Source organism: Kitasatospora sp. NPDC001159 (assembly GCF_053598235.1).
In genome coordinates this window covers 54004-78377 of sequence record NZ_JBSFJV010000035.1, presented here as the reverse complement: position 1 = coordinate 78377, position 24374 = coordinate 54004, and the positions used below count along the sequence as shown (strand labels likewise).

The following is a 24374-nucleotide window of genomic DNA, read 5'->3' as shown; positions in this document are numbered from 1 at the left end:
GGTCATACTGGCGACGGCGCAGCCAGACCCGCGCCCGCCGCAGCCACTACAAACGCCGAGGCCACACCCCATAACTGCGGTTGCAGTACTAGGCCCCGAACGAGGCCGGCCGTGATCACGGCCGAGCCGGTGAGCCGGGAAGTATCCGGGCGCCGGCGCCGTCGAAAACCGGATGGCGCCCCATGGAGTGGCCCTACGTTGTCGGTGGGTCGGACGGTCGGTCGTACGGTCCTGAGATCCAGCGACCCCGGGTATGGCTATGTGGGCTTTATTCAAGTCCGGTTGGTTAAAGAATTCGCGCTGGTGGCAAGGGATTTGGTAGAAGTCCTGTATCGAAGCAAAACGTGGGCGACGGAGCCCCGTTGGAGCAGGCGGTCCGCCAGGACTGTCTGCCGCTTGCGTTCCCGGGGATCGGCTACCGGCCGGTGTGGCAGAAGCTGACCGCGGGACTGGTGGGTGGGGCAGGGCTGGAGGTGGTCCTGCAGCTCGATCCAGAGCTGTTCACGGGGAGCCCGCACAGCGCTCTGCCAGTGACACGACCTCTTGCGGTACTTGGCGGCACCGCGCTGCCGTCCTTGAAGGTTACCTCGTCAAGGTGTTCCAGGACATCTGGGACGTTCCTCGGCAATTCGTCCTCCGGGCGCGGCTTTTGCGGAGATCGGGTGGCTGACCTCGTCCAGCCCTGCGGAGACCACCAGGTGCGTGCCGGGACCGTCGGGCAGCAGCGCGGGCATCCAGTCGTAGGTGTACAGCCCGGAGCGGTCGTAGACGCGCCGGGTGGCGAGGGTGCTGACGGCCAGGTGGGCGGTCGCAGTGACGGCCCCGGCCCGGGCGAGCGCGGCTGCCGGCCGGGGCAGGTGGCGGGCCGCCGCCCAGCCGCCGGCGGCGGTGAGCACGCCGGCGGCGTACAACGGCCAGTTGTAGCGGATTACCTCGCGGACGCCGGAGGGGCGCCGGGGCGGTGGGGCGGTGGTCACAGGGCGGCCCCCTCGAGGGTGCGGCGGCTGCCGGGATGCCAGCCGTAGTCGATGCCGGCGACGTGGAAGGCGTTGGCGAGCACCGGCCGGCCGCCGGCCAGCGGGCCGTGGTCGAAGAAGGTCAGCCGCGGCGCCTCATCGCTGCGGCGGCGCCGGTGGGGCGGCGCCGGTGGGGCGGCGCCGGTGGGGCGGGAACCGCTCGACGGCGGGAGCCCGCGGCCGAGCGGTGAAGCCGATGGGAAGCGGGCGGCTACCTGACCTACCGACCCCCGTCGTGAGGAGAGCGCTCCGAAGGCCCGCCTCCCGCGGGGCGGCGAGGTGCAGCGGCCGGGCATCACCGCCCCCGCCGGTCTCCTCGGCCGCCTCGCCCGCTGAGGCCGGCCTCGTCCCTCCGGCCTCGGTGCGTCCGCCGACCCTCGGGGGCGGCGGACGCACCGGGACGACCCGGGGTCCGGCGGCGCCCTACACCGGGACCGTCACGAAGGTCTGCCCGGACTCGTTCACGACCGACACCGAGGCCACGTCCTCCGGCGCAATGATGGCCGAACCATCCAGCGTGGTACCGGCCTTGGCGCCGACGGCGGAGACCAGCCAGCTGCCCGCGTCCACCGTGGCCCCGCCCCTGCCGTTGACCACCAGATGGCAGCGCTGGCCGGCCGGGATGCCGGTGACCGCCGCGTTCACCCGCACCCAGCCCATCGCCGGGGTCACCGTCAGCGTCATCCGGGCGCCGGTGGCCGGATCCGTCACGGAGCCGGTCCTGGTCCCGGCAGGGGGCGGGGTGGCGGCGGCGGTGCTCGGGGCCGGGCCGACGGCCACCGGCGGTGCGGAGTCGGTGCTGCGGCCCAGCGCGATCCCGAGGACCAGCGCCGCGACCGCCGCGGCGGCCGCGGTCGCGCCGATCCGGGCCCGGCGCCGACGCAGCGCCGAGCCGCGTTCCGTCCGGGCCTGCCGCAGGGTGCGCTGCAGCAGCAGGCCGCCGCCCTCGGGCGGACCGTCGACGAGCAGTTCGGGCGGCACCTCGCCCAGGACGGTCTCCAGCTCCCTCAACTCGGTCACCTCCTGACGGCAGGTCGGGCAGTGGGCCAGGTGCCGTTCGACCGGAGCCGCCTCGGCCGGATCGAGCGCGCCCAGCACGTAGGCACCGAGGAGCTCCGCGCTCCGGTCGTGCGGCGTCGTGGTCCCGCCGTCCGTGGTCTCCCTGGTGACGCGCCCCGGGTACGTGCCGTTCGTGCTCGTGCCGTTCGTGTCCATGCCGTCCGTGTTCGCGTCGTCCGTCATCACACCGACACCTCCTGCCACGTCCCCGTCCTGCCGGTGTACGAGCGTTTGAGCGCCCGGAGCGCGTAGTGCGCGCGGGATTTGACCGTTCCGGCCGGCACCCCCAGCTGCTCCGCGGCCTCGGTGACCGACAGCCGCTGGAAGTAGATCGACCGCAGCACCTCGCGGTGCTCGGGCGAGAGCTGCTCCAGCGCCTGCGACATCACCAGCGTCTCCACCACGCCCTCGGCGTGGTCGTGTTCGACCGGCACGGTGGCCGTCTCCTCGGAGACCTCCGCCACCTCGGCCGGGCGGGCGGCCCGGGCCCGGAACCGGTCGGTGATCAGGTTGCGCTCCACGGTCAGCAGCCAGCGGCGCACCGACCCGCGGGACTCGGTCAGCGCCTCCGGATTGCGCCAGGCCCGGATCAGGGTCTCCTGGACGGCGTCCTCGGCCGCGGCGTGGTCGCCGGTGAGCCGGAGGGCGTAGGCGAGCAGCGCGCCACCGTGCTGCTCGTAGAGCGTCCGGATCAGTGCCTCGTCGGCGGCGTCCTGCCGCGTGCCTGGTCGTGTCCTCGCCATCCGCCATTCCTCCGTCGTCGGGTGCCACGTCCAGCACGTACGCGGGGGCCGTCCGGTTCAACCGGATTCCCGGCAGTTGCGGTCCTCGTTCAGGCAGGCCACCACGTCGGCCATCTGCCGGTCGGTCATCAGATCGATGAACACCGCGTGGTCGGTGAGCGGGCTGTGGTGCTGCTCGGGGAAGGCATCCAGGGTGAAGGCCCGGGGCGGCGGCGGGCGGTAGCCGACGGCCACCCGCAGGTGCGGGATCGGGAAGGTGTCGTGCGGGCAGACGCCGGCGGCGGACGGGAACCGTACGTGGGAGCGGTGGCCGGGACTGTCCGTGCCGCGCCCGTCCCAGCAGTTGGGGAAGTCCAGGGTGCGGGTGAGGAGGCTCCCGGAGGGGCAGAGCGGGTAGCGGTCGGTGGTCGTGCGGTCGGCGAAGCCCGTGCAGCCCCAGCGGGCACCCGCCTCCGCGCCGCCGTCGGTGGCGGCGGTCGGGTCGCCCTCCAGGAGCCGGAGGAAGCGCGGCATCGGCACGACCTTGCTCCACGGGTTGCCGAGGTACTCGACGGTGACCGTCTCGGGGACGAGGATCTCGCCGGTGTCGCCGTGCGGGTCCTCGGACGCCCCGGCGGCGGTGTGCTGCGCCGCGCCGTCGTGGTCGGTGCGGCGAAGCACCGGCCAGTAGTACGTCGAGCGGTCGCCGTCGGTGCAGGTGGTCGCGGCGGCGGCGAGGCTGTCGTCGGTGGAGTCCGCGTCCGTGGAGAGGTTGCCGACGTAGTCGTGCACGTGGTGGGCGCCGCCCGCCGTCCCGGGCGAGACCACCACGTTGTCCGCGTTGCGGTGCCCCTCCTGGTTGCGCCCGCAGTCCTGTGCGTACGAGCCGGTGGAGGCGTCCGGGCCGGCGGCCTGCGGGGCGGGTGCGGCGGAGGCCACCGCGGTGATGCCGACGAATCCGTCCGCCGGTTCCGGCTCGCCCGGCTGGAACCGGAGCACCAGCAGCGACAGCCCCAGGGCGAGACAGAGTAGGACGCCGACCGGGAGCGCGGCGCCCCCCGAGCGGTGGTGATCGCGGTCCTGGTGCACCGCGACAGTCTGGGTGAGGGACCGCTGCGCGGGCAAGGCGGCCCCGGCCGCCCCGCCGCCACGCGGGGCGGTTCAGTAGCCCCCGGAGTAGCCGCTGCCCTGCGACGGAGCCGACGACGGGGCCTGGGAGGGCGTCTGGGCGGGCGCCGGGCCGGCCGGGCCCGGCGCCTTCTTCCCCTCGGGCGTGCTCGCGAACCAGGTGCCGCCGACACCCTGCCCGTTGGTCTGCCCCGCCGCGCTGTCCCCGGCGAAGCGGTAGAGCGGCCAGCCGTTGAGGGTGACCTGCTTCGTGCCGTCCGGCCTGGTCACGCTGCCGACCAGGGCGGAGTCGACCCCGGTGACCTGCACCGCGTCCTGGGCGGTGACCGGCGGCCACTTCGCGGCGCAGGCGTCGGTGCAGGTGCTCGCGGACGGCTTGGCGGTGTCCTTGTCGAAGCGGTACAGGGTCCGGCCGGCGAAGTCGGTGACGATGGGTCCGAGCGTGGCCGACCTCACGGCGACGATCCGGACCCCGGAGGAGTCGCCGGCGGTCGTGGCGGACGTCGTGGCGGCCGGGGCGGCGGCGGTCGACGGGGCCTTCCCGCCGTACCCGTCGCCCGAGTCGGGCCCGCAGGCGGTGGCGGCGAGCGCGAGCACGGCGACGCCGGAGACGGCGAGCAGGCGGCGTGCGGCGAAGGTGGCAACGGTGAACATAGGCATGGTGAACTTCCCCTGTGGGACTGGTGGTTGACGATCCGGGCGGCGCTGGCCCGTGCATCCTCCACACGGATCCGCGCCGGAAACGGTTCAACGCCGTCGGAAATATTTCTCGACTCCGGCGCGATCCCCGGTCGGCTCCCGCCCCGATCCCCACCCACTCGCCCTCCGGCCCCCGGTTTCCTGACCGGCGCCGTGCTGCTGCCGCGATGGCTGGCGCTCTCAGGCGCCAGCCCGTCCCGCTCGTCATGACCGCCGGGCCGGCTGAGCAGGGCCCTTGCCGGCAGCGGTCTTCCGGTGGGGCGCGGGTTCAGCCGGCCCGTACCACATCCGACCAGGGGACGTCGATCGTGTGGGTGTCGCCGAGGATGTCCACGGTCAGCTGCACGCGTCCCCGGTCGGGGTCGAGGGCCACCACGGGCCCGGTGAAGTCCGTGAACGGCCCGCGAGTGACCCGTACGTCATCACCGGTCCGAAGGCCCGTTTCCTGTGGCATGCCGCGTCCTTCCCCCTCGGTCGCAAACGCGGACGGGGTCCGGCACCTGGGCAGCTGCCGGACCCCGTCCGACTGTGGAGCGCCAGGCCCGGGTCGCACGGACTCTCCCTACTGAAAGTAGGGTGTGCTCTGGTAGCACCACTGACGCCTGACGAGGAACCATCTCCCTCGCGACGAGAAGAATATTACCAGCTCAAGACCCGTGCGCCAGCGCGGGGGTCGACCCGCGGGGCGCACCCCGGCACCGCTTCGGCCTTCTCGGCCGAGAGCCCGCCCCTCCCCTTCGAGGCCCCGATCGTTTTCCCGGCGCCGGGGGCAGCCCTGACCCGGTCCTGCGCCGGTCGCTTCGCCCGGAACGGGTCCGCAGGTCCCATGCGGAGCGTTCATCTTCAATCCATTGCAGTGGACGGGTGTCTGTCGCCGCGTTGGATCCAGGGTCACTGCAACGGATTTCAGTGCCGTGACCTGATGGGTGATAGCCTCAGAGAAAATGGGGAGTTCTCCCCACTTGTGGCGGGTGGGGAGAGGAGTGCCATGAACGGGACGGCATTGGTGCTGGGCGGCGGCGGGCCGGTCGGCGGCGCGTGGCTGACCGGCGTACTCGCGGGCCTCGCCGACGGCGGGATCGACCTGACGGCCGCCGACACCGTCATCGGCACCTCGGCCGGAGCCGTCTTCGGCGCCCGGCTCGCGAGCGGCGAACCCGCCCGCGAGCTGTACGAACGTCAACTGGCCGACCTCGACCGGGTCGAGATGGGCGTCACCGCAGCGCAGACCCTGCGCTTCCTGTGGGCAGCCCTCGCCACCCGCGACCCGGAACGCTCCGTCCGGCGCCTGGGTCGCGCCGCCCTGACCGCGAGCGCCACCCCCGTCCACGACCTCCACGAAACCGTGCGCATCCTGCTGCGCGACGCCACCGTCTGGCCCGCGCAGGCGCTACGGATCACGGCCGTGGACGCGGAGACCGGCAGCGTCGAGGCCTTCGACGCGGGCTCCGGGCTCGACCTCGCGGACGCGGTCGCCGCCAGCTGCGCCGTCCCTCTGGTCTGGCCGCCCACCGCCGCCCTCGGGCGGCGGTGGATCGACGGCGGCACCCGCTCCACCGGCAACCTCCAGCTGGCCGCCGGCCACCGACAGGTGCTGGCCATCTCGCCCGTCCCCACCGCCGTCGGGCCGCATCCCAGCGCCCAGCAGCAGGTGGCGGAGCTGCGCGCCGCCGGCGTGCACGCCATCCTGATCGCCCCGGAGGCCGACGCCCGCCGCGCGATGGGGCGCAACCTGACCGTCAATGCCCGGCGCCCGGCCGCCGCCCGGGCCGGCCACCGGCAGGGCGCCGCCCTCGCCACCGAACTCGCCCGCACCTGGCCGGTGAAGCGCATGCTCGAAGGGTGAGCGGCGGCCCGGCGGGCGCGGGGGCGGGCGGGCCGGATGCCCGGGGGCCTCGGTGGCGAAGGGGGTGGTGGTGGCGACGGCGCGAGGTGTGGCTGCTCCCGCCCCTGCGGCCGACGTTCCCTACCGGCTGGACGCGGCGGTGATGCTCGCCCTGGTCTTCAACTCGGTGGCACCGGATCCCCGCCTCGGGCTGGTGCAGACGGCGCGGGTGGTCGAACCCCTGCAGATCCTCAACGAAGTGCGGTGACGGATCCGGGGTGAGGCCCGCCACTGGGCCTTTGCTGGGCGTTTCGTCCCTGCTTCCAGGGTTCTGTGGGGGGTGGTCTCGTCGGGCATTGGGCGAATCATCTGACGTGGATCACGGTTTCGGAGCGGGTGGGGTTCTGCCGCCATGAGCGCCCCGGCTGGAAGGCACCGACGAAGACTCCCGAGTAGCTCCTCGGGTCAGGCCGATCAACTCGTTGCGAAGCGGTGGAGGGCGGTCCGCACCCGATCGCCCCTCTTGCTCGTCGGTTCAGGCGGCCGGACGTCAAGAGATGCCGAGTTTTGGGCTCAGGAGGCCGGGCGTGCCGGCGGTGCGCCGGTGGTTGCGGCGTCGTACAGGGCCTGGGTGGCGGAACCGAAGTAGGCGCTGTAGGAAATCTGGGGGGTGTTGCCGCCGGTGTGGTAGCCGCCGATGACCCCGATCACCGCCCAGCCTCCCGGCCACGGCACCAGCATGGGCCCGCCCGAAGTCCCGCCCACGAAGCCGTTGCACGCGATGCGTTCGAAGGTGCCCGGATCCGCGGGATCGTCGCTGACCCACCTGGTGGTCCAGCTCAAGCACTCCAGCGGCTTCTGCGCGCTGCCCGGGTACCCGATCATCCGTACCGGAGCGTGGGCGTACCCGGTGCCGGTGAGCAGCTGGACCGCGCCCGCCGCGTCCTCCAGCTGCTGGCCGTCCTGGTTGGGCTCGGTCACGGCGAACCCGAAGTCGTACGCGGCGCCGGCGTGCTCGCCCAGGTCGTAGTACTCCTGCGCGACGTAGACGCCGTTCTCCTTGACCGGGAAGATGCCGAACGGTTTGAGTCCGTCGTGGTACCGCGGAACGAACCCCAGGTGCCGCTTGGGGGAGGTGCCGGAGTATCCCTTGAGACAGTGCCCCGCGCTCAGCGCCAGGTTGTGGTCGGGACTGTGCACTACGGAGGCGCTGCACGTGCGGCCCGTGCCGTCGGCATCGGTCCAGAAGAACGCGCCCGCCTGCGGGGTGCCGTCGAAGCTCTTGCTCGGAGGGATGAGCTCGCCGGGCTGGGGCCCGTCCGTCGCGGCCGGTGCGGCGGGTTCGATGTCGCCGGGCAGCGCGGCCGCCATGCGGGCCGCGGTCCAGTACGTGCTGAGCTGCTCTGCGGTCGGATTGCCCGCGTTCGGCGTTGCGGCGGAGGCGACCGGGGCGAGCCCGGCGCCCAGCAGCAGCGCGGCTGTGGCCGCTGCGACATTCCTGAGGGCGGTGGCCCTACGTAACATCATCTGCCCCTTTGTTCATGAGTGATGCGCGTATTGTCGTTGCGGCTGCGAGGCGCATTCGATCGAGTCAACCTCACCCGGGGCCCGACTCCTGCCGGACCCGCCGCACGCGCGCCGGATACCCGCCCGTCGCCCTGGTCGTCACCGACGCCGGACCCCCGGCCTGCAGAAGCACCAGCAGACCATCGGGGACCTGTCGAAGGCCGCCAAGCAGGGCCCACCGGCCGACGACCCGCGGTGGACCGTGCGCCTCATCCATGCCGAGCGCCGGCCCGAGAATGACCGGGACACCGGAAACGCCCCCGAACTCTGGCCGAACGACCGTCCCCAGTCGCGAGCGCAAGCCCTTCCGGCTGACGTCGGGGCCGGTCCGAAACCCCTTGGACGGCACGGGGACCGGCTTGCTGAAATGGGAGACGGCCACTGTCGGAGTCGAAGGGATGCGGCGATGACCGAGATCAGGCTTCACCTGTCGGTGCGCGGCCTCACCGAAGAGGACCTGCCGTCCTGCGACTGGGCCGGCTCCCCCAAGCACGTGCGCGAGCTCGTCCACCAGATCCGCCGCGCCGAGGCGGGCGAGATCGACTACCTGGCAGTCTGCACGCCGGTCGGGCTCCCGGTGGCGGTCGGCGGCATCGACTACACCGTCAAGCCCGGCGCCGGCACACTCTGGCAACTCAGCGTCCACCCGGCCCTGCAGTCCTGCGGGATCGGCACGCTGCTGATCAGCTCCGCCGAGCAGCAGATCGGCGCCCGGGGCCTGACCCGCGCCGAACTCGGCGTCGAGGAGAGCAACCCGCGCGCTCGCGCCCTCTACGAACGCCTGGGCTACCGGGCCTTCAGTCGCGAGCTCGACTCCTGGGACGCGGAGGCCGAGGACGGCTCGCTCCAGCGGTACGAGACGATGTGCACGCTGATGCGCAAGGACCTGGCGTGACGCTGGACTTCGCGGCGTTCGTCGCCGATGCGATGGCCGACCCGGCCGTGGTCGGGCTCGTCCTCAAGGGATCCCAGGCCCACGACGGCATGACCACCCGTCACTCCGACCACGACCTCTACGTCATCCTCGACGACGACGCGGCGAGCGAGCTGACTGCGCTCGACGGCTACCGATCCGCGCGGCTCGACCTGGTCGTCACCACCCTCGAACGGTTCCGCCGACCCGCCGACTGGGAGCCGTACGCCATCGCCCGCTCCCGGGTGCTGGTCGACCGCCGCGACGGGGAGGTCACCCGGATCGTCGCCGCGATGGGACGGCTCGGCGCCGAGGAGGCCTTCCGGTCCGGCGCCGCCCTGCTGGACCAGACGACATTCCCGCTGCCACGGCCGAGCGCTCCCGCCTGTTCCAGCGGCTCACCCGGGGCCGGCGCGTCCTGGTGGTGCTGGACAACGCGGCCGACCCCGCCGACGTGAGCCCGCTGTTGCCGGGCGGCGAGGGCAGCGCCACCATCGTCACCAGCCGAGGCACCATGCTCGACCTGGTCGCCCGGGAGGGCGCCGCCTGGCGGATGCTGGAACCGCTGCCCGAGGAGGACGCCGTCGCCGTGCTCGCCGCCACCATCGGCAGGCAACGGGTCGCCGCCGAACCGGAGAACGCCCGTCGCCTCGCGCGGTTGTGCGACCGGCTGCCGCTCGCGTTGCGGATCTCGGCCGGGTCGGCGGGGGCTCCGGCGCGGATCAGCGCCGCGCCGGTGGTGTTGCCGCGCAGCCAGCCGTCCAGCAGGTCGCGACGGTCGGCGGGCAGGCCGTAGTCGACGGCGAACCGGCGCAGGTCCAGGGCGAGCTGGTGCGGTGTGCCGGTGTCTCGCGGGTCGTTGGGGACGGCCTCGTTGAGGTCCGTCTCGGTCCGGTCGGACCGGGTCGTCGGGTCGCCGGCGGCGCGGAGCGCGGCGGTGAACCCTGCTGGGCCGCCGAGGCGGGCGAGGAGCAGGTTGCCCGCGGTGTTGTCGCTCTTGGTGACGGCCGCCTCGCACACCTCGCGCAGCGTCATGCCGGAGTCGACGTGCTGTTCGGTGACGGGGGAGTAGGTGACCACGTCGGCGCGGGTGAAGTGGATCGTCTCGTCCAGCGCGGGCGAGGCCTGGCGCAGCACGGCGGCGGCCGCGAGGGCCTTGTAGGTGGAGGCGTACGGGAAGCGCTCGTCGGCGCGCCAGCCGACCGTTCGGCCGGTGCCGGTGTCCACTGCCCAGACGCCGAGCTTGGCCTGGTACGCGCCTTCCAGCTGCACGAACGCGCTGTTTGTCGCGCTGGCGGTCGCGCCGGGCTCCGCGGTGGTACGACCGGTCGGGGCCGTCGCGGCGCAGGCCGACAGCAGGGTGAGCGCGAGCGCGCTCACCGCCAGTCGTCCGGCGCACTGGTGGGTCTGACAAAACATGGCTGGCTCGCTCTCCTGATCGCGGGGCGGGAATGGGGCGGGAGTCGCGAGGAGTCTGCGGCCGTGCGGTTCATGCGGTCAAAGACCAAAAGTACGATCTTGATGCTGGTATAACGTGCGGAAGCGTGGACATGCTCAAGGCCTGGGAAGCTTTTGTGAACGTGGGCGAGCAGGGCAGTGGAGCACGCCGACGGTCGGGTGTTCGGCGTGGTGGCGCTGACCGAGTCGCTGGTGCCGGCGGTCCGTCAGCCGGCGGCGGAGGCGCTGATGGCCGAGGTGGCCCGCACCCTGCGGGACCACCTGCGACAGTGGTGATGAGGCTCGCGCCGGAAGAGCTCGCCCTGGCCTGCGGGCCAGGCCGCCCTTGCCTTCCTGTTCGCGCCGCCAGCCCTCGCTCCCTCTCTGTCAGCCTTGGGTGAGACATTCCGCTTTGTCGGGTCAGCCCGAGAGGGCCCGAGTAGGAGTCAACCCTCTGGCCGGGGCGGACGCCGGTGCCGGTGGTGTTGTCAGACGGTCTTGACGGTGGTGCCGGCGGTTTCGAGTGCGGCGAGCTCGTCGGCGGGGGCGGTGGTGTCGGTGACGAGGGTGTGCAGGAGCGCGGCGGGGCCGACGTGGGCGAAGGCGGTGCGGCCGAGTTTGCCGGCGTCGGCGGCGACGACGGTGCGGCGGGCGGCGGCCATGGCGGCCTTCTTCACGGTTGCGTCGTCGAGGTCGTAGGCGGTCAGGCCGTCGGCCGCGCTGAGGCCGCAGCAGCCGACGACGGCGGTGTCGAAGCGCAGCGCGGCCAGCGAGGCGAGGGTGAGGGGGCCGGTCAGGGCGCCCTCGGCGGCGCGGGGCTGCCCGCCGGGGACGATCAGGGTGGCCGGTCCGGGGGTGTCGCCGAAGACGTGGATGGCCTGCAGGGACAGTGGCATCACAGTGACCGGGCGTTCGCGCAGCAGACGGGCGACCTCCAGGCAGGTGGTGCCGCTGTCGAGGACGACGGTCTCGCCGTCGGCGATCAGCGCGGAGATTTCGGCGGCGATCCGGCGTTTGGCGTCGACGGCCTCACGGGCGCGCAGGGCGAAGGGTGGTTCCTCGCCCCGGAGGAGCAGGGTGCGCGCTCCGCCGCGGAAGCGTTCGAGGACGCCCTGTGCGGCGAGGGTGTCGAGGTCGCGGCGGATGGTCATCTCGGAGGCGCCGGTCATTTCGGCGAGCTCCGTGACGGTGGCGCTGCCCGCGTCCCGGACGGCCTGGGCGATCAGGGTATGACGCTCCTGGTTGCTCATGCCGAGATTGAACCGCACCCATCAACGAACAAGCAAGCCGTTCGATAATGCATTTTCAAACATGTTCGGTGTTCGTTATGGTCGTTCGCATGGAACGTTCGCTCCGATGCGCCCGTGTGGCGACCTACGTCTACTTCGTCCTCAACGGCACCCTGATGGGCGCGTGGGTGGTGCACATCCCCGCCATCGAGGCCCGGGTGGGCATCACCCACGCCGCGCTCGGCGGCCTGCTGGTGCTGCTGGGCCTCGGGGCCTTCGCCGGCATGCAGGTGGCCGGCCGCCTGGCCGACCGCCTCGGCACCCGCACCGTCGTCCCGGTCGCCGGCGTCCTGTGCGGTGCGGCCCTGGTCCTGCCCGGCCTGGCCCCGAACCCCTGGACGCTGGCCGGCGCGCTGCTGGTCTTCGGCTTCTCCAACGGCTGCCTGGACGTCAGCATGAACGCCCACGCCGTGCACGTGGAGAAGGCCTACCGGCGACCCGTCATGTCCGGCTTCCACGCCACCTTCTCCGTCGGCGGCGTGATCGCCGCCCTCGTCGCCGCCGCGGCCACGGCCACCGGCCTGAGTCCTGCCGCAACCCTCGCCGCCCTCGGAGCCGCCGGCATCGCCACCGCCCTGCTCACCGCACGCAGCCTCCTGCCCGGCACCCCGCCGTCCGACGAAACCGAGGGCAAGGGCGCCGAAGCGCCCACGGCCCGGGGCGGCGCCCGCAAGCAGATCTGGGTGCTCGCGGCCCTGGCGCTCATGGTCATGCTCAGTGAGGGAGCCGCCAACGACTGGAGCGCCCTGCACCTCAAGGACGTCCTCGGCGCCCCGGCGAGCACCGCCGCGTTCGCGTACGGCACGTACGCGGCGGCGATGACCATCGGCCGGTTGCTCGCCGACCGGGTCGTCGCCCGGTACGGGTCGATGGCGGTGCTGCGCCACGGCGCGGCCACGGCCGCCGCCGGCATCACCATCGCGGCCCTGACGTCCTGGGTGTGGGCGGCGTTCGCGGGCTGGGCCTTGTTCGGGCTCGGGCTGTCCGGCTGCGTGCCCCAGTTGTTCAGCGCGGCCGGGCACGCCGATCCCGCCGCCGCCGGCGCCAACGTCTCCCGCGTCGCCGGACTCGGCTACCTCGGCATGCTCGCCGGCCCCGCCGTCATCGGCTGGCTGACCCACCTGACCGCGCTCAACCACACCTTCCTGCTGCTGACCGCGCTGTGCACGGCCACCGCCGCGACCGCCGGAGTCCTGCGCAGCGCACCCGCCGCCGATCCCGAAGCCGCCCGCACGCCCGCATCGGCAGGCAGCCCCCACTGACCGCCTGTGCGGCCCGGGCCGGGGCCGCACAGGCACTTCCCCCGCGCGACCACCGCCGGACCGCTTTCCCGAGGAGTCCCGATGCGCCGCCCTCGACTCGCACGCCCGCGCCCTCGACCAGCTACGTCCTTGTCTCCGCCAGGCGCTCGGCCGACGCGGGTGAGGAGTTGGCTGATCGCGAGGGCGATGCCGCTCTCGCGATCAGCCAGTAAAGGGCTCGGGCCGGGCGGACACCAGAGTCCATCGGCCCTGCCCCGGGAGGCATCCACCGGGCCGCCCTTCCCGGCGGCGGCTCACCACCGGTGGGACGGGACGGCCAGCAGCGTGGATGCGGTCGCCGCCAGCACGGCGGCGCCCAGACACAGGGCGATGGCGCGGGTCCGCAACCGGCGGTAGCGCTCCTCGTACTCCTGCCGGATCGTCCGGCACCGCTGGGCGATGTGGGAGATGGTCCGCCGGGAGCTGCGGAGCTGCTCCTGCGCGTAGGCGCGTTCGACCGCCTCGCGCTGGGCGGTGGTGAGCCAGGGCAACTGGTCGGCGAACGCGACGGCCGCGCGCCGGGCCCCTACGACTTCGGCCTGCCACAGCAGGTACCCCTCCAGCCGACGTACCCCTTCGGCCGCCTCGCAGGCATGCTCGTTCATCGGGACGGCTCACTCGCCCTCGGTTTCGGTCCTGCGGCGTTTGGGAGCGTCGTACTCCGCGGGGGTGACACCGGCGAGGTGCTTGGCCACCTCGCCGTGCTGCTCCAGGTAGTCGCGGGCGGCGATGCCGGGGTGATGCAGGTCGAAGGCCGGGGATTCGGAGCGGATCCGGGGCAGGGTGAGGAAGTTGTGCCGCGGCGGCGGGCAGGAGGTGGCCCACTCCAGCGAACGGCCGTAGCCCCACGGGTCGTCGACGGTGATCTTCTCGCCGTACTTGGCGGTCTTCCACATGTTGTACAGGAACGGCAGGATCGACAGGCCCAGGATGAAGGCACCGACGGTGGAAACGGTGTTGAGGGTGGTGAAGCCGTCGGAGGCGAGGTAGTCGGCGTAGCGGCGGGGCATACCCTCGGCGCCGAGCCAGTGCTGGACCAGGAAGGTGGTGTGGAAGCCGGTGAAGAGCGTCCAGAAGCACATTCTGCCGAGGCGCTCGTCGAGCATCTTGCCGGTCATCTTCGGCCACCAGAAGTGGAAGCCGGCGAACATCGCGAAGACGACGGTGCCGAAGACCGTGTAGTGGAAGTGCGCGACCACGAAGTACGAGTCCGAGACGTGGAAGTCGATCGGCGGGGCGGCCAGCAGAACGCCCGTCAGACCGCCGAACAGGAAGGTGACCAGGAAACCGATCGTCCACAGCATCGGCGTCTCGAAGCTCAGCGCGCCCTTCCACATCGTGCCGATCCAGTTGAAGAACTTGACCCCGGTCGGGACGGCGATCAGGAAGGTCATGAACGCGAAGAACGGCAGCAGCACCTGGCCGGTGACGAACATGTGGTGCGCCCACACCGTGATCGACAGGCCGGCGATCGAGATGGTGGCCGCGATGAGGCCGGAGTAGCCGAACATCGGCTTGCGCGAGAACACCGGGATGATTTCCGAGATGATGCCGAAGAACGGCAGCGCGATGACGTACACCTCGGGGTGGCCGAAGAACCAGAACAGGTGCTGGTAGAGCATCGCGCCGCCGTTGGCGGCCTCGAAGACGTGCGCTCCGAACTTGCGGTCCGCCTCCATGGCCAGGAACACGGCGGCGAGCACCGGGAAGACCAGCAGCACCAGCAGGGCCGTCAGCAGCACGTTCCAGCAGAAGATCGACATCCGGAACATGGTCATCCCGGGCGCGCGCATGCAGATGATCGTGGTGATGAAGTTCACCGAGCCGAGGATCGTACCGAAGCCCGAGAAGGTGAGCCCCATGAACCACATGTCGGCGCCGACGCCGGGCGAATGCACCGCGTCCGACAACGGCGGATAGGAGAACCAGCCGAAGTCGGGCGCGCCGTTCGGGGTGAGCAGGCTGGCGGCGACGACGAGCGAGCCGAACAGGTACAGCCAGTAGGCGAACATGTTCAGCCGGGGGAAGGCGACATCGGGGGCGCCGATCTGCAGCGGCATGATCCAGTTCGCGAAGCCGGCGAACAGCGGTGTGGCGAACATCAGCAGCATCGCGCCGCCGTGCACTGTGAACGCCTGGTTGAACTGCTCGTTCGACAGGAGCTGTGTACCCGGCCGGGCCAGCTCGGCGCGCATCACCAGCGCGAGCAGGCCGGCGATCAGGAAAAAGGCGAACGACGTACCCAGGTACAGGGTGCCGATCGTCTTGTGGTCCGTGGTGGTGAGCCACTTCACCAGGGTGTTGCCCGGCGCGCGCTCGCGAGGCCGGGCAAGGGGTGTCTGCGATTCCGTTCCAGCGACCATGGTCAGCACTCTCCGTATCCCGACTGAAACCGGGGCCATCCTGGCGCGCTTGGTCGGACACGCCCGGCGGAGAGCTGCGAGTCCGTGGATTTTCACCCGTGCGGGCCAGGCCTAGCCGGGCGCGCTTGCACATTCGAGAGAAGATAGGAAGGACTGAAGGTCCCAGTCGAGTCAGTCGAATGGGTCGTGATCAAAAGTGAATTGACGGATGGTTGGCCATCGGCGGGCCGGGGTCTGTCAAGCGAGCGCTCGTACGTCGCCGGACAGCCCGTCAAGCCGTCCGGCGCCGCAGCGTGACCGCGCCGAGAGCCAGCGCCACGGCCGCGCAGCCGAGTACGACCAGCAGGTCCGTGAACGTCCTGCCGGAGACGCCGGTTCCACGGGCTCGGTGCGGTGTGAGGTCCCGCGTCCGGCCACGTAGGCCCTGGCCTGGGGTCTTACCGGACCGGAGACGGGGCACGGCCGGACGGTCGGCGGGAGGATTCTGCGACAATCGACCGGCCGGTGACCAGGACGAAGGGAGGCCCGCGTGGGTGGGGACGGGGTGCGGTCGCGGATTCCGCAGCTGCGGCTGGACGAGTTGCTGGAGGAGCTCCAGGCGCGGATCGACGCGGCCCGGGGTACCCGGGACCGGGTGCACAGCCTGCTGGAAGCCGTGCTGTCGGTCGGCCGTGAGCTGGACCTGACCCAGGTGCTGCGGCGGATCGTGGAAGCCGCGGCCGTGTTGGTGGACGCCCGGTACGCGGCGCTCGGGGTGATCGGGCCGGACGGCGAGACGCTCTCCGCCTTCCTGACCGTAGGACTGTCGGAGGAGGAGATCGCGAAGATCGGTCCGTACCCGACGGGCCGGGGAATCCTGGGCGAGCTGATTCGCAACCCCGAGCCGCTGCGACTGGCGGATCTGTCGGAGCACCCGGCGTCCTACGGCTGCCCGGTGCACCACCCGGTGATGCGTTCCTTCCTGGGCGTACCGGTGCGGGTGCGCGACGAGGTGTTCGGCAACCTCTACCTGACGGACAAGCGGGGCGGTGAGGAGTTCGATGCCGACGACGAGTCCGTGATCGCCACCCTGGCGGTCGCGGCCGGCGTGGCGATCGACAACGCCCGGCTGTACGAGGAGGCCCAGCGCCAGCAGCGCTGGCTGAGCGCGAGCGCGGAGATCACCCGGAGCCTGTTGTCGGGCAGTTCCCGCGCGGATGTGATGGAGCTGATAGCGCGGCGGGCGCGGGAGATCACCGGCGCCGAGCTGGCGGACGTGTCGGTGCCCGTCGAGGGCGCCGACATGGTCCGGGTCGAGCTGGCCCTCGGCGGCGATGCGGCTGCCAGACAGTGCCTGGTGGTGCCGCTGGACGGGACGCTGTCGGGGGAGGCGTGCGCGCAGGGCTCCCCGGCGACCACGGTCGACCTGGCAGGTGATCCGCGGCTGTCCGCGGGCCCTCGGAGGTTCGAGGGGCTGGGACCGGCGGTGGCGGTCCCCCTGGGCCGGAACGGCGGACCCGTCGAGGGCGTGCTGCTGCTGGCCAGGGAGGCCGGTGAGCCAGTGTTCACCGAGCGGGAGATCGGCCCGCTGCTGGGTTTCGCGGACCAGGCGGCCCTGGCACTGGAGCTGGCGGCGCGGCGCCGGGACGCCGAGCAGCTGGCGCTGCTGGAGGACCGCGACCGGATCGCCCGGGACCTGCACGACCTGGCCATCCAGCGACTCTTCGCGACCGGGATGACGCTGCAGAGCGCGGCCCGGTTCATCGAGCACCCCGGTGCGTCGGACCGGGTGCTCCGTGCGGTCGGCGATCTGGACGAGACCATCAAGATCATCCGATCGACGATCTTCGGTCTCCGCGCTCGCGAGGAGCGCACCGGCCAGGGCCTGCGGGCCAGGGCCGTGCGGGCCGTCGAGCAGGCGCAGGCTGTCCTGGGCTTCCCACCCCGGCTGAGCATGGAGGGCCTGCTGGACACCGATGTCCCCGGGGAGGTCGCGGAGCACGTCGTGGCCGTCCTGGGGGAGGCGCTGAGCAATGCCGCCCGGCATGCGAAGGCCGACCGTGTCGAGGTCGTGTTGCACGCCACCGGGCAGCAGGTCGTGCTGATGGTGCAGGACAACGGCGTCGGCGTCCCCGAGCAGGGGCGGCGCAGCGGCCTGCGCAATCTCGCAGAGCGTGCGGAAGGGCTCGGGGGCGCGTTCGAGCTGATCAGTCCGGCCGGGGGAGGCACGCGGCTGACCTGGTCCGCTCCGCTGGCGTGAGGACCGGCCGGCCGTGCTCGCGGGGCCGGTCACGCCTCGCAGGGGGGTGAAGCGGGCAGGGAGCGCCCGGTCACCAGTTCCGGGCGGATCCGGATGGTCACGCGGCCGACCGTGCTCGCGAGGGCGGTCACGAGGGCAGGAGCGGCAGGAACGGGGCGGTCCTCCACGATGTCGGAGGTGACGGCCGCCCTCCCGAGGATGGTGACGCTCCATCCGCTGCCGTCGGCCTCGCTGAGTTCGCTCGCCTCGAAGGCGACCACCGCGTCGGCGACGGCCCGGGCGATCTCGGAGCCGGCGTCGGCGCGGAGCAGGACGCTGCCGTCTGCCGCGATCCGGTAACGGACCGGCATGACGGCCGGCAGCGCACCGACGGTGTAGACCAGTCGGCCCACGGCCGCCCCGCCGAGCAGTGTCAGGCACTGCGGCTCGTCCAGTGGTGTGAATTCGGCTGTCATGGCATCCATGCTCGGGATGGGCCGGTTCTCCCGCGAGGGACCGATGGTCCCCTGTGAGGACTCCGGGTGGTCCCGGCACGCCGGGTGCTTTCGGCCGGGCGCGAGTTCCGGCTCAGGCGGCCGTGCGGGGCGCCGCGTGGTCATGACCCGCCAGTACCTGGGTGGCGATCACGGCGGCCTGCACCCGGCGTTCCACGCCGAGCTTGGCGAGCAGCCGGGAGATGTGGTTCTTGACGGTCTTCTCGGCGAGGTAGAGCCGCTGGCCGATCTGCCGGTTGGTCAGGCCCTCGCCGACCAGGGCGAGGATCTCCCGCTCGCGGTCGGTCAGGTGCGGGCCGTCGGGCGGCTGCTGAGCGGCCTCGCCGCGCAGTCTGGCCATCAGACGGGTGGCGGCGCCGGGGTCGAGCATGGACTGGCCGGAGGCCACCGTGCGGACCGCCGAGACGAGGTCGGTGCCGCTGATCTGCTTGAGGACGTAGCCGGCGGCGCCGGCCATGATCGAGTCGAGCAGCGCCTCCTCGTCGTCGAAGGACGTGAGGATCAGGCAGGCCAACTCCGGCATCCGGGAACGCAGTTCGCGGCAGACCGTCACGCCGTCGCCGTCGGGCAGCCGCATGTCCAGGACCGCGACGTCCGGCCTGAGCGCCGGAACGCGGGTGAGCGCCTGCGCCACGGTGGAGGCCTCGCCGACCACCGTGAAGCCGGGCTCCGCGTCCAGCAGGTCGTGCACACCCCGGCGGACCACCTCATGGTCGTCCAGGAGGAACACCTTCACCGGGTCGCCTGCGCCCGCCGCCGCGTCGTCCGCCATCACTGCTCCGTGCTCATGGCCCGCCCCAGTGGCAGGCCGTACAGATCTCACAGCAGTGTGCCGGATGCCGGGTGGGGCGGATAGGGCCGTCCGGCCCTATCCGCGATTCGCGAGGGGCGCGGGGTCGGCTCGCCCTTCGCGGGCCGAGCCGCCCAAGGAAGCGGCTTGACGCGATGAATTTGAGCGCTTCGATCGGGAACCGCCGCCAACTGTGCGTCGATCAACAGCAGGAAGCTGACATGCCGATATCCGACTACTAGGAACAGCGTTCAGCGGGGGAACACCTGTCCCCACGCGTACAGCAACCCCAGCAGCAGGAAGATCCCGACCATCGCGGCCAGCACGGTCACGTCGATCCCCGCCGACGCGGTTGCCTTCGACGGCCCCGACGCGCGGACGCTCGTGGCTGGGTGGGCAAGTGGGCCGTCGCCGGCGCCGGCGTGCGGCCGTCCACATCGCGGGCAGTCGCCGCCTCGTCGCCGAACTCCGGCAGCTCGACTGCCTCGGCGCTGCTGACCAGTTCGTCGGGCAGCAGGGTTTCACCCCGGGGAGATTCTGAGGCTGCGACGAGGGTAGTTGGAGTCGTGCCTGAGCGAATCGGCCCGAGACTGAGTCGAGTGGGTTCCCGAATTCGCTGTGACACATGGACTCTGGTCGTCAGATGCCGGAAGGGAGAGCGATGGTGGGCAGCGTCGGGCCGGTCGCGTTGTACTCCGAGATGTCCGCGAACTGGGCGCCGGACGCGCCCGTGGCACTGATCCTGTTCCACGGCTTCGGCGCGGACGAGTGCGATCTCGCCCCGCTCGGGCCGATGCTCGCGCCGAGCCTGCCGTGGGCAACACTGCGCGCCCCCATCGCGGTGGGACACGGCGGATTCACCTGGTTCCCGCTCCTCGCCTTCGGGGACCGGGACCCGGCCCGGGCCACCGACTCCGTCTGGCAGTGGATCGACGCTCACCTGACCCGGGACGCGAAGGTGGTCACCGTCGGCTTTTCCACGGGAGGCCTCATGGCGACCCAACTGCTGCGGACCCGTCCCGAGCGGGTCGCGGCCACGGTCCTGCTCTCCGGCTGGGTCCAGGCCGCGCCGCAGCCGGCGGATGAGCGGCTGACCGCCGAACGCCCGGCCGTCTTCTGGGGAAGGGGGACCGCGGACCGCATGATCACCGCAGACGTGATCGAGCGGACGCAGAAGTGGCTGCCCGCCCACTCGACCCTCACCAAGCGGGTCTACCCCGGGCTCGCCCACGGCATCGGCAATCAGGAGATCGTCGACGTCCGCACCTTCATCGGTCAGCGGACCGGGAACAGGGCGATCCGCTGACGGGCCGGACGCGACCGGCCCGGGGTTCGCCCGCTATCGCCCCCACGCAGCGCTGGGCGGTGACACGACCGCGGCCGACGCCCGGGACGGTGACCACGCACACCTCGGGCCGCACAGACTTGCCCCACGAGCCGCTTCGCTGGCCCGTCCTGCCGGTCTGGTCCGCCCCGGGCCGGATGGCACCGCGCTTCCGCCGGAGCTGCCTGGCCCGCCGCCGGGACGATAGGGGCGGGCCAGGCTCAGGCCGGTGACTGGCGGGCTCCTCCTCGGCCTGGCCGACCCGCGTGGCGACCTCATGGGAGCGGCGGCCCCGCCGGCGCGAGACAGCCGAACTGCCAAGGGCCAGCGGGTCTGTCGTGCACCGGCCGGAGAGCGGGCCGGCTATTCGGCCGAGTTCCAGGGGCGGGCGAACTCGTGCAGCGCCGTCACGGCGGCCGGGGCGAGCATCCGGTCGTTCACCGGTGTGCCAGCCGGGTGTAGGAAGTGGTCCAGGCCGTCCAGGGTGCGCAGGCCCGGGCCGGTGGCGTGCGTGCGGGCGAGTGCGGCGAGCAGCGGCGTTGTGGTCGCGCAGGGCATGTCGGTGTCTGCGGTGCCTGGCCGGGACCGGCGCGTTCCCCGGGAAGGAAAGCCGGCGCCGTTGCGCGGCGCGGCAGCCAGCGTCAGGCCCCGCTCGGCACCGGACGGGGCCGTTCCGGTGCGTGCGATCGTCACTCGTACTCGTTGCGGCGGGAGGAGCGCTGCGGTGGGTGCCCCGGCGGGCGTGTGCTCGGTCCTGCGCGGTGTCGAATCAGCTGACTCCGGCGCCGGGGATCCGGTCGGGGACCAGCCTCGTGACGGCGGCACGGTCGTGCTGGTGCTTGGTGTGGTGTGCGGTGGCGCGCCACTGGGCGGCCAGCGGCGCGCCGGCCAGTGCCAGGGCGAGGCCGGCGCCGAGCGCGGCCAGCAGCAGAGACCAGCGCAGCGCCGCGCCGCGGACGCGGGGGGTGCCGTGGCGGGCGGCCCGCAGCCGCAGGTCGGCGCCGATCAGGGCGGGCAGGCGCCATACGTGGGCCAGGACGTGGATGGTGGTTGCCGTTGCCCAGCAGACGAAGCTGGCTTTGTGGAGGAAGAGAACGGGGACCGTCCCCGTGTCGCGGCCCAGGAGAGCGAGGGCGCCGCCGGTGGCCAGGACGGCGAGGGTGGTGGCGACGACGACCGGGCCGAGAAGGCGCAGCAGCGGATGGGGCGGTCCCTGCCGCCGGTAGGCGGGGTTGCCGGTGTAGTAGCGCACGATGCGGTAGCCGGTGCTGCCGAGCTTGAGAGCGACCGGGCCAGCCAGCAGCATGCCTATGAAGAAGTGCCAGGTGAGGAGCTGGTTGAGGAACAGGATGGTTACGCCCTGCGCGGCGAGGAGCAGCAGCAGGAGGGCACCGGTGGCGGCGATCAGTCGCCGGTTGCCTTCGGGGCCGCCGAGACGCTCCGCGGGGAGCGGTGCGGTGATGCCCGTCGGTGCCGTGGTGCTGCCTGTCGAGCTCATGGGTGGCCCGCCTTCCGCTGGTGCAGGACCGCGCTGGGTGCGCGGGGACGGTGGCCCCGCTGGTGTGGGGCCGCGAGCAGTGTGCCCGGCCGGACACTAAGAAGTGGTTCAGGCCACGTCTGGGTGGGGCCGGCGGGGGCGCGCACCGCTCCGCAGAGGGTGACCAGTGCGCTCCCGGGCGCGTCCGGGCTGCCTGCGGCGCGGAACCACGGCGGCCCGTAGCGGGCGATGAGCGCGAGGGTCTCCACGTTGTCGACGAGGGTGGGGCGCCCGCTCACGCCCTTTGTGAACGGCCGTGGCGGCGCAGCCGGGGGCGGCGGTCGTCGTGCAAGGGGTCGGAGTCCGGCATCGTGCACCTTCCCGCGGCGGCCCCCGGCCAAAGGTCAGCCGGTCTGTTGGACGGAGCGGCCAGGCTCCTGCCCGCGCGGCACCGCGGGAAGCTCCAGCACGACGGTCAGACCACCGCCTGCGGTCTCCTCCAGACGGGCCGTGCCGCCGTTGGCGGTCGCCAGCCGGTGCACGATGGCCAAGCCCAGGCCGGTGCCGCGCGCCTGCGGGTTGCCGAAGCGCCGGAACGCGGTCGCCCGTGCCTCGGGGCTCATCCCCGGCCCGTCGTCGACGACCCGCAGTTCCGTACCGGGCCCGAAGGAGGATGCCGCGGGTGCCGCCTCCAACCGGACACGGCCGCCTGCGGGTACGGCGTCCAGGGCGTTGGCCAACAGGTTGTCGAGCAGCTGCTCCAGGTGGCCGCCGCCCAGGTACACGGTGGGCCGGCCCGGGCAGTGCGCGCCCAGTTCGACCTGTCGTTCGGCGGCCACCGGCTCCCAGGCGGCGATCCGCTCCGCGACGACGTCGTCCACGTGCACGGGGACGGGCGTGGGTACGGCGTTCTCCGCCCGGGCCGCGGCCAGCAGGCCATCCACCAGACGAGACAGTCGGGCTATCTCCTCCTGGGCGCCGGCGAGCTCGGCCGCGTCCTCGCCCTCGGCGTCCGCTGCCAGCAGGTCCAGCCGCAGCCGCAGCGCCGTCAGCGGGGTCCGCAGCTGGTGGGACACATCCGCGGTCACGGCCCGGTGCCCGTGCACCAGGGCCTCGGTCCGAGCGGCCATGGTGTTGAACGTGGCGGCGAGCCGGCGTACCTCCTCGGGCCCGGAGTCCGCCGGGGCACGCACGTCCAGAGCGCCCTCGCCGAGGCGGCGGGCGGCGGCGTCCACCGCCTGGAGCGGACGCCCCACCCAGTGGGCCAGCCGCACCGACACCAGCGTCCCGAGGCCGAGCCCGACGACGCCGATGAGCGCGAGCCAGCCCCAGACCGCGGCGATCCGGTCGTCCAGCGGATCGGCGGACCGTACCAGGACGGCCACACCGACCGCGTCGGCCTCGTCGCCGACGGGCGCGGCCACCGTCAGCGTGTCGCCGGACCGATGGGTGACCGTGCCCGGGTGGGCGAGGGCCGAGGCCACCAGACGGCGGGCGGTCCCGGAGGTCGCGTCGGCGCACGACGTACGGGCGATCACCTGGCTCGCCGCGTCGTACACGGCCGCGCACCCGCCCTCGTCCTGCGTGTCGTCGAGCAGCTCGCGCATGTCCGTGTCGGGCCTGTGATCGGAGAGGTGCTCCTCCGCGGCGGAGGCCAGGGTGCGCGCCGCGGCCTGCGCCGCGCCCCGGAAAGACGTCTCCTCCCGCTGGGTCAGCAGCACGCCCAGCGGGACGACCGCGAGCACCAGCAGGACGGTGACCAGAGCCAGGACGGTCAGGGCGATCCGCCGGGTCATCGCCGCTCAGCCGGTTCGCCGAGACGGAAGCCCCGGCCGTAGACGGTCTCCACCAGGCCGGGCACGCCGAGCTTGCGCCGCAGCGCCGCCATGTGGACGTCCAACACCTTGGTGGGCCCGTACCAGTGCTCGTCCCAGGCCCTTTCCAGGATCTCCTGCCGGGAGACGACCCGGCCCGGGTCGACGGCCAGGCATTCCAGGATGTCGAACTCCTTCGGGGTCAGGGCCACCTCCGTCCCCTCGACGGTCACCTTGCGCGTCCGCGGGTCGACGACCAGCACGCCGTGCCGCAGCAGCTCCGGTTCGGCCGGGCGCGTGCGGCGGAGCACCGCGCGGATCCGGGCCAGCAGCTCGGCCAGGCCGAACGGCTTGACCAGGTAGTCGTCCGCGCCCTCGTCCAGGGCCGAGACCCGGTCGCTCTCCTCGCCCCGCGCGGTCACCACGATGATCGCCGCGTCGCCGCGCCGCCGCAGTCGGCGGCACACCTCGACCCCGTCCAGATCGGGCAGGCCCAGGTCGAGCAGGACCACGTCCGGTTGCGGAGTGACGACGAGGGCCGCGTGGCCCGTCTCCACGCTCTGCGCCGCGTACCCGGCCCGCTGCAGGCCCCTGACCAGCAACCGGGCGATCCCCGCGTCGTCCTCGACCACCAGCACCCGTACCACTGCCGAGTCGTGCATGGGCCCAGCCTAGAAGGCGCGCACGGGCCGGCCGCACCCGGGTCTTGCCCCCTGTGGCGAGGTTGTCGTGACCGCGGAGCCAGGCAGTCTGAAACGGCGCCGCACGCGGCTTCGGCACGTGAGGCCGGTAACACCGGCAGGACCGTCTCCTACGGCCGGTCGTAGTCACGACCTCCCTGGTAGGGGCGTTGCTGGGACGCTTGCGCAGTGGCCGTCTACGGTGCGTGGTCGTACCGAGGGCCCTTGGGCCCCGCTA

General features: G+C 72.6%; 24 protein-coding genes. 7 read left to right on the top strand and 17 right to left on the bottom strand.

All coding sequences use genetic code 11. The features are described from left to right. Positions 1 to 590 precede the first annotated feature (590 nt). The 6 genes from ACWC9T_RS19920 to ACWC9T_RS19895 all read right to left on the bottom strand — a co-directional run bounded on the left by ACWC9T_RS19920 (position 591) and on the right by ACWC9T_RS19895 (position 5078). The gene (locus tag ACWC9T_RS19920; protein WP_449822360.1) at positions 591 to 977 is read right to left on the bottom strand and encodes a hypothetical protein; all 387 of its coding nucleotides are present in this window, start codon (positions 975 to 977) and stop codon (positions 591 to 593) included. 462 nt (positions 978 to 1439) lie between these two features. After that, positions 1440 to 2258: a zf-HC2 domain-containing protein gene (locus ACWC9T_RS19915; protein WP_449822359.1), complete on the bottom strand. Its 819-nt coding sequence runs from the start codon at positions 2256 to 2258 to the stop codon at positions 1440 to 1442. Continuing rightward, positions 2258 to 2818, bottom strand: coding sequence for a sigma-70 family RNA polymerase sigma factor (locus ACWC9T_RS19910; RefSeq protein ID WP_449822358.1), 561 nt, complete (start codon positions 2816 to 2818; stop codon positions 2258 to 2260). Before ACWC9T_RS19910 ends, ACWC9T_RS19915 begins: the two co-directional genes overlap by 1 nt. Positions 2819 to 2875: 57 nt before the next feature. Then, positions 2876 to 3886, bottom strand: a complete 1011-nt coding sequence (locus ACWC9T_RS19905; RefSeq protein ID WP_449822357.1) for a DUF1996 domain-containing protein — start codon at positions 3884 to 3886, stop codon at positions 2876 to 2878. 72 nt (positions 3887 to 3958) lie between these two features. Further along, positions 3959 to 4585: a hypothetical protein gene (locus tag ACWC9T_RS19900; RefSeq protein WP_449822356.1), complete on the bottom strand. Its 627-nt coding sequence runs from the start codon at positions 4583 to 4585 to the stop codon at positions 3959 to 3961. Positions 4586 to 4892: 307 nt separating this feature from the next. After that, positions 4893 to 5078, bottom strand: a complete 186-nt coding sequence (locus ACWC9T_RS19895) for a KOW motif-containing protein (protein ID WP_449822355.1) — start codon at positions 5076 to 5078, stop codon at positions 4893 to 4895. Between the two features lie 534 nt (positions 5079 to 5612). Between ACWC9T_RS19895 and ACWC9T_RS19890 the strand changes: the two genes are divergently transcribed. Together ACWC9T_RS19890 and ACWC9T_RS19885 are read left to right on the top strand one after the other, a co-directional pair. After that, a complete protein-coding gene (locus ACWC9T_RS19890) occupies positions 5613 to 6470 on the top strand; it encodes a patatin-like phospholipase family protein (RefSeq protein ID WP_449822354.1) in 858 nt (285 codons plus the stop codon). A 70-nt stretch (positions 6471 to 6540) separates the two neighbouring features. Next, positions 6541 to 6717 carry a hypothetical protein gene (locus tag ACWC9T_RS19885; protein WP_449822353.1) on the top strand — a complete coding sequence of 59 codons (177 nt, stop codon included), beginning with the start codon at positions 6541 to 6543 and terminating at the stop codon, positions 6715 to 6717. A 305-nt stretch (positions 6718 to 7022) separates the two neighbouring features. On the opposite strand, the gene ACWC9T_RS19880 is transcribed toward ACWC9T_RS19885, so the two are convergent. After that, positions 7023 to 7976, bottom strand: a complete 954-nt coding sequence (locus tag ACWC9T_RS19880; protein ID WP_449822352.1) for a trypsin-like serine peptidase — start codon at positions 7974 to 7976, stop codon at positions 7023 to 7025. Between the two features lie 445 nt (positions 7977 to 8421). Between ACWC9T_RS19880 and ACWC9T_RS19875 the strand changes: the two genes are divergently transcribed. Beyond that, positions 8422 to 8910: a GNAT family N-acetyltransferase gene (locus ACWC9T_RS19875; protein ID WP_449822351.1), complete on the top strand. Its 489-nt coding sequence runs from the start codon at positions 8422 to 8424 to the stop codon at positions 8908 to 8910. A gap of 291 nt (positions 8911 to 9201) precedes the next feature. Here ACWC9T_RS19875 and bla read toward each other — a convergent pair whose 3' ends face one another. Then, entirely contained in the window at positions 9202 to 10347 is a 1146-nt protein-coding gene (gene bla, locus ACWC9T_RS19870; RefSeq protein ID WP_449822350.1) for a class A beta-lactamase, read from the bottom strand. A gap of 177 nt (positions 10348 to 10524) precedes the next feature. Between bla and ACWC9T_RS19865 the strand changes: the two genes are divergently transcribed. Next, entirely contained in the window at positions 10525 to 10662 is a 138-nt protein-coding gene (locus ACWC9T_RS19865) for a hypothetical protein (RefSeq protein ID WP_449822349.1), read from the top strand. Positions 10663 to 10853: 191 nt separating this feature from the next. On the opposite strand, the gene ACWC9T_RS19860 is transcribed toward ACWC9T_RS19865, so the two are convergent. Further along, positions 10854 to 11615 (bottom strand): DeoR/GlpR family DNA-binding transcription regulator, encoded by a 762-nt coding sequence (locus ACWC9T_RS19860; protein ID WP_449822348.1) that lies wholly within the window; start codon positions 11613 to 11615, stop codon positions 10854 to 10856. An 89-nt stretch (positions 11616 to 11704) separates the two neighbouring features. Between ACWC9T_RS19860 and ACWC9T_RS19855 the strand changes: the two genes are divergently transcribed. Then, positions 11705 to 12916, top strand: coding sequence for an MFS transporter (locus tag ACWC9T_RS19855; RefSeq protein WP_449822347.1), 1212 nt, complete (start codon positions 11705 to 11707; stop codon positions 12914 to 12916). A gap of 293 nt (positions 12917 to 13209) precedes the next feature. Here the strand turns inward: ACWC9T_RS19855 and ACWC9T_RS19850 are convergent, their stop codons facing one another. Both ACWC9T_RS19850 and ctaD read right to left on the bottom strand, forming a co-directional pair. Continuing rightward, positions 13210 to 13560, bottom strand: coding sequence for a hypothetical protein (locus ACWC9T_RS19850; protein ID WP_449822346.1), 351 nt, complete (start codon positions 13558 to 13560; stop codon positions 13210 to 13212). Positions 13561 to 13569: 9 nt separating this feature from the next. Continuing rightward, positions 13570 to 15318, bottom strand: coding sequence for an aa3-type cytochrome oxidase subunit I (ctaD, locus tag ACWC9T_RS19845; protein ID WP_449822345.1), 1749 nt, complete (start codon positions 15316 to 15318; stop codon positions 13570 to 13572). Positions 15319 to 15847: 529 nt separating this feature from the next. Between ctaD and ACWC9T_RS19840 the strand changes: the two genes are divergently transcribed. Next, the gene (locus ACWC9T_RS19840) at positions 15848 to 17557 is read left to right on the top strand and encodes a sensor histidine kinase (RefSeq protein ID WP_449822344.1); all 1710 of its coding nucleotides are present in this window, start codon (positions 15848 to 15850) and stop codon (positions 17555 to 17557) included. A 29-nt stretch (positions 17558 to 17586) separates the two neighbouring features. Here the strand turns inward: ACWC9T_RS19840 and ACWC9T_RS19835 are convergent, their stop codons facing one another. Both ACWC9T_RS19835 and ACWC9T_RS19830 read right to left on the bottom strand, forming a co-directional pair. Beyond that, on the bottom strand, positions 17587 to 18012 hold the full coding sequence (locus tag ACWC9T_RS19835; RefSeq protein WP_449822342.1) for a pyridoxamine 5'-phosphate oxidase family protein: 426 nt from the start codon (positions 18010 to 18012) through the stop codon (positions 17587 to 17589). 112 nt (positions 18013 to 18124) lie between these two features. After that, a complete protein-coding gene (locus ACWC9T_RS19830; protein WP_449822341.1) occupies positions 18125 to 18823 on the bottom strand; it encodes a response regulator in 699 nt (232 codons plus the stop codon). A gap of 679 nt (positions 18824 to 19502) precedes the next feature. On the opposite strand from ACWC9T_RS19830, the gene ACWC9T_RS19825 reads away from it, so the two are divergent. After that, entirely contained in the window at positions 19503 to 20147 is a 645-nt protein-coding gene (locus tag ACWC9T_RS19825; protein ID WP_449822340.1) for an alpha/beta hydrolase, read from the top strand. Between the two features lie 381 nt (positions 20148 to 20528). Here the strand turns inward: ACWC9T_RS19825 and ACWC9T_RS19820 are convergent, their stop codons facing one another. From ACWC9T_RS19820 to ACWC9T_RS19805, 4 genes are all read right to left on the bottom strand, one after another. Continuing rightward, positions 20529 to 20723, bottom strand: a complete 195-nt coding sequence (locus ACWC9T_RS19820) for a hypothetical protein (RefSeq protein ID WP_449822339.1) — start codon at positions 20721 to 20723, stop codon at positions 20529 to 20531. A gap of 211 nt (positions 20724 to 20934) precedes the next feature. After that, positions 20935 to 21663, bottom strand: coding sequence for a hypothetical protein (locus ACWC9T_RS19815; protein ID WP_449822338.1), 729 nt, complete (start codon positions 21661 to 21663; stop codon positions 20935 to 20937). Between the two features lie 383 nt (positions 21664 to 22046). Beyond that, a complete protein-coding gene (locus ACWC9T_RS19810) occupies positions 22047 to 23438 on the bottom strand; it encodes a sensor histidine kinase (RefSeq protein ID WP_449822337.1) in 1392 nt (463 codons plus the stop codon). Next, positions 23435 to 24118: a response regulator transcription factor gene (locus ACWC9T_RS19805; protein ID WP_449822336.1), complete on the bottom strand. Its 684-nt coding sequence runs from the start codon at positions 24116 to 24118 to the stop codon at positions 23435 to 23437. Before ACWC9T_RS19805 ends, ACWC9T_RS19810 begins: the two co-directional genes overlap by 4 nt. Positions 24119 to 24374 lie beyond the last annotated feature (256 nt).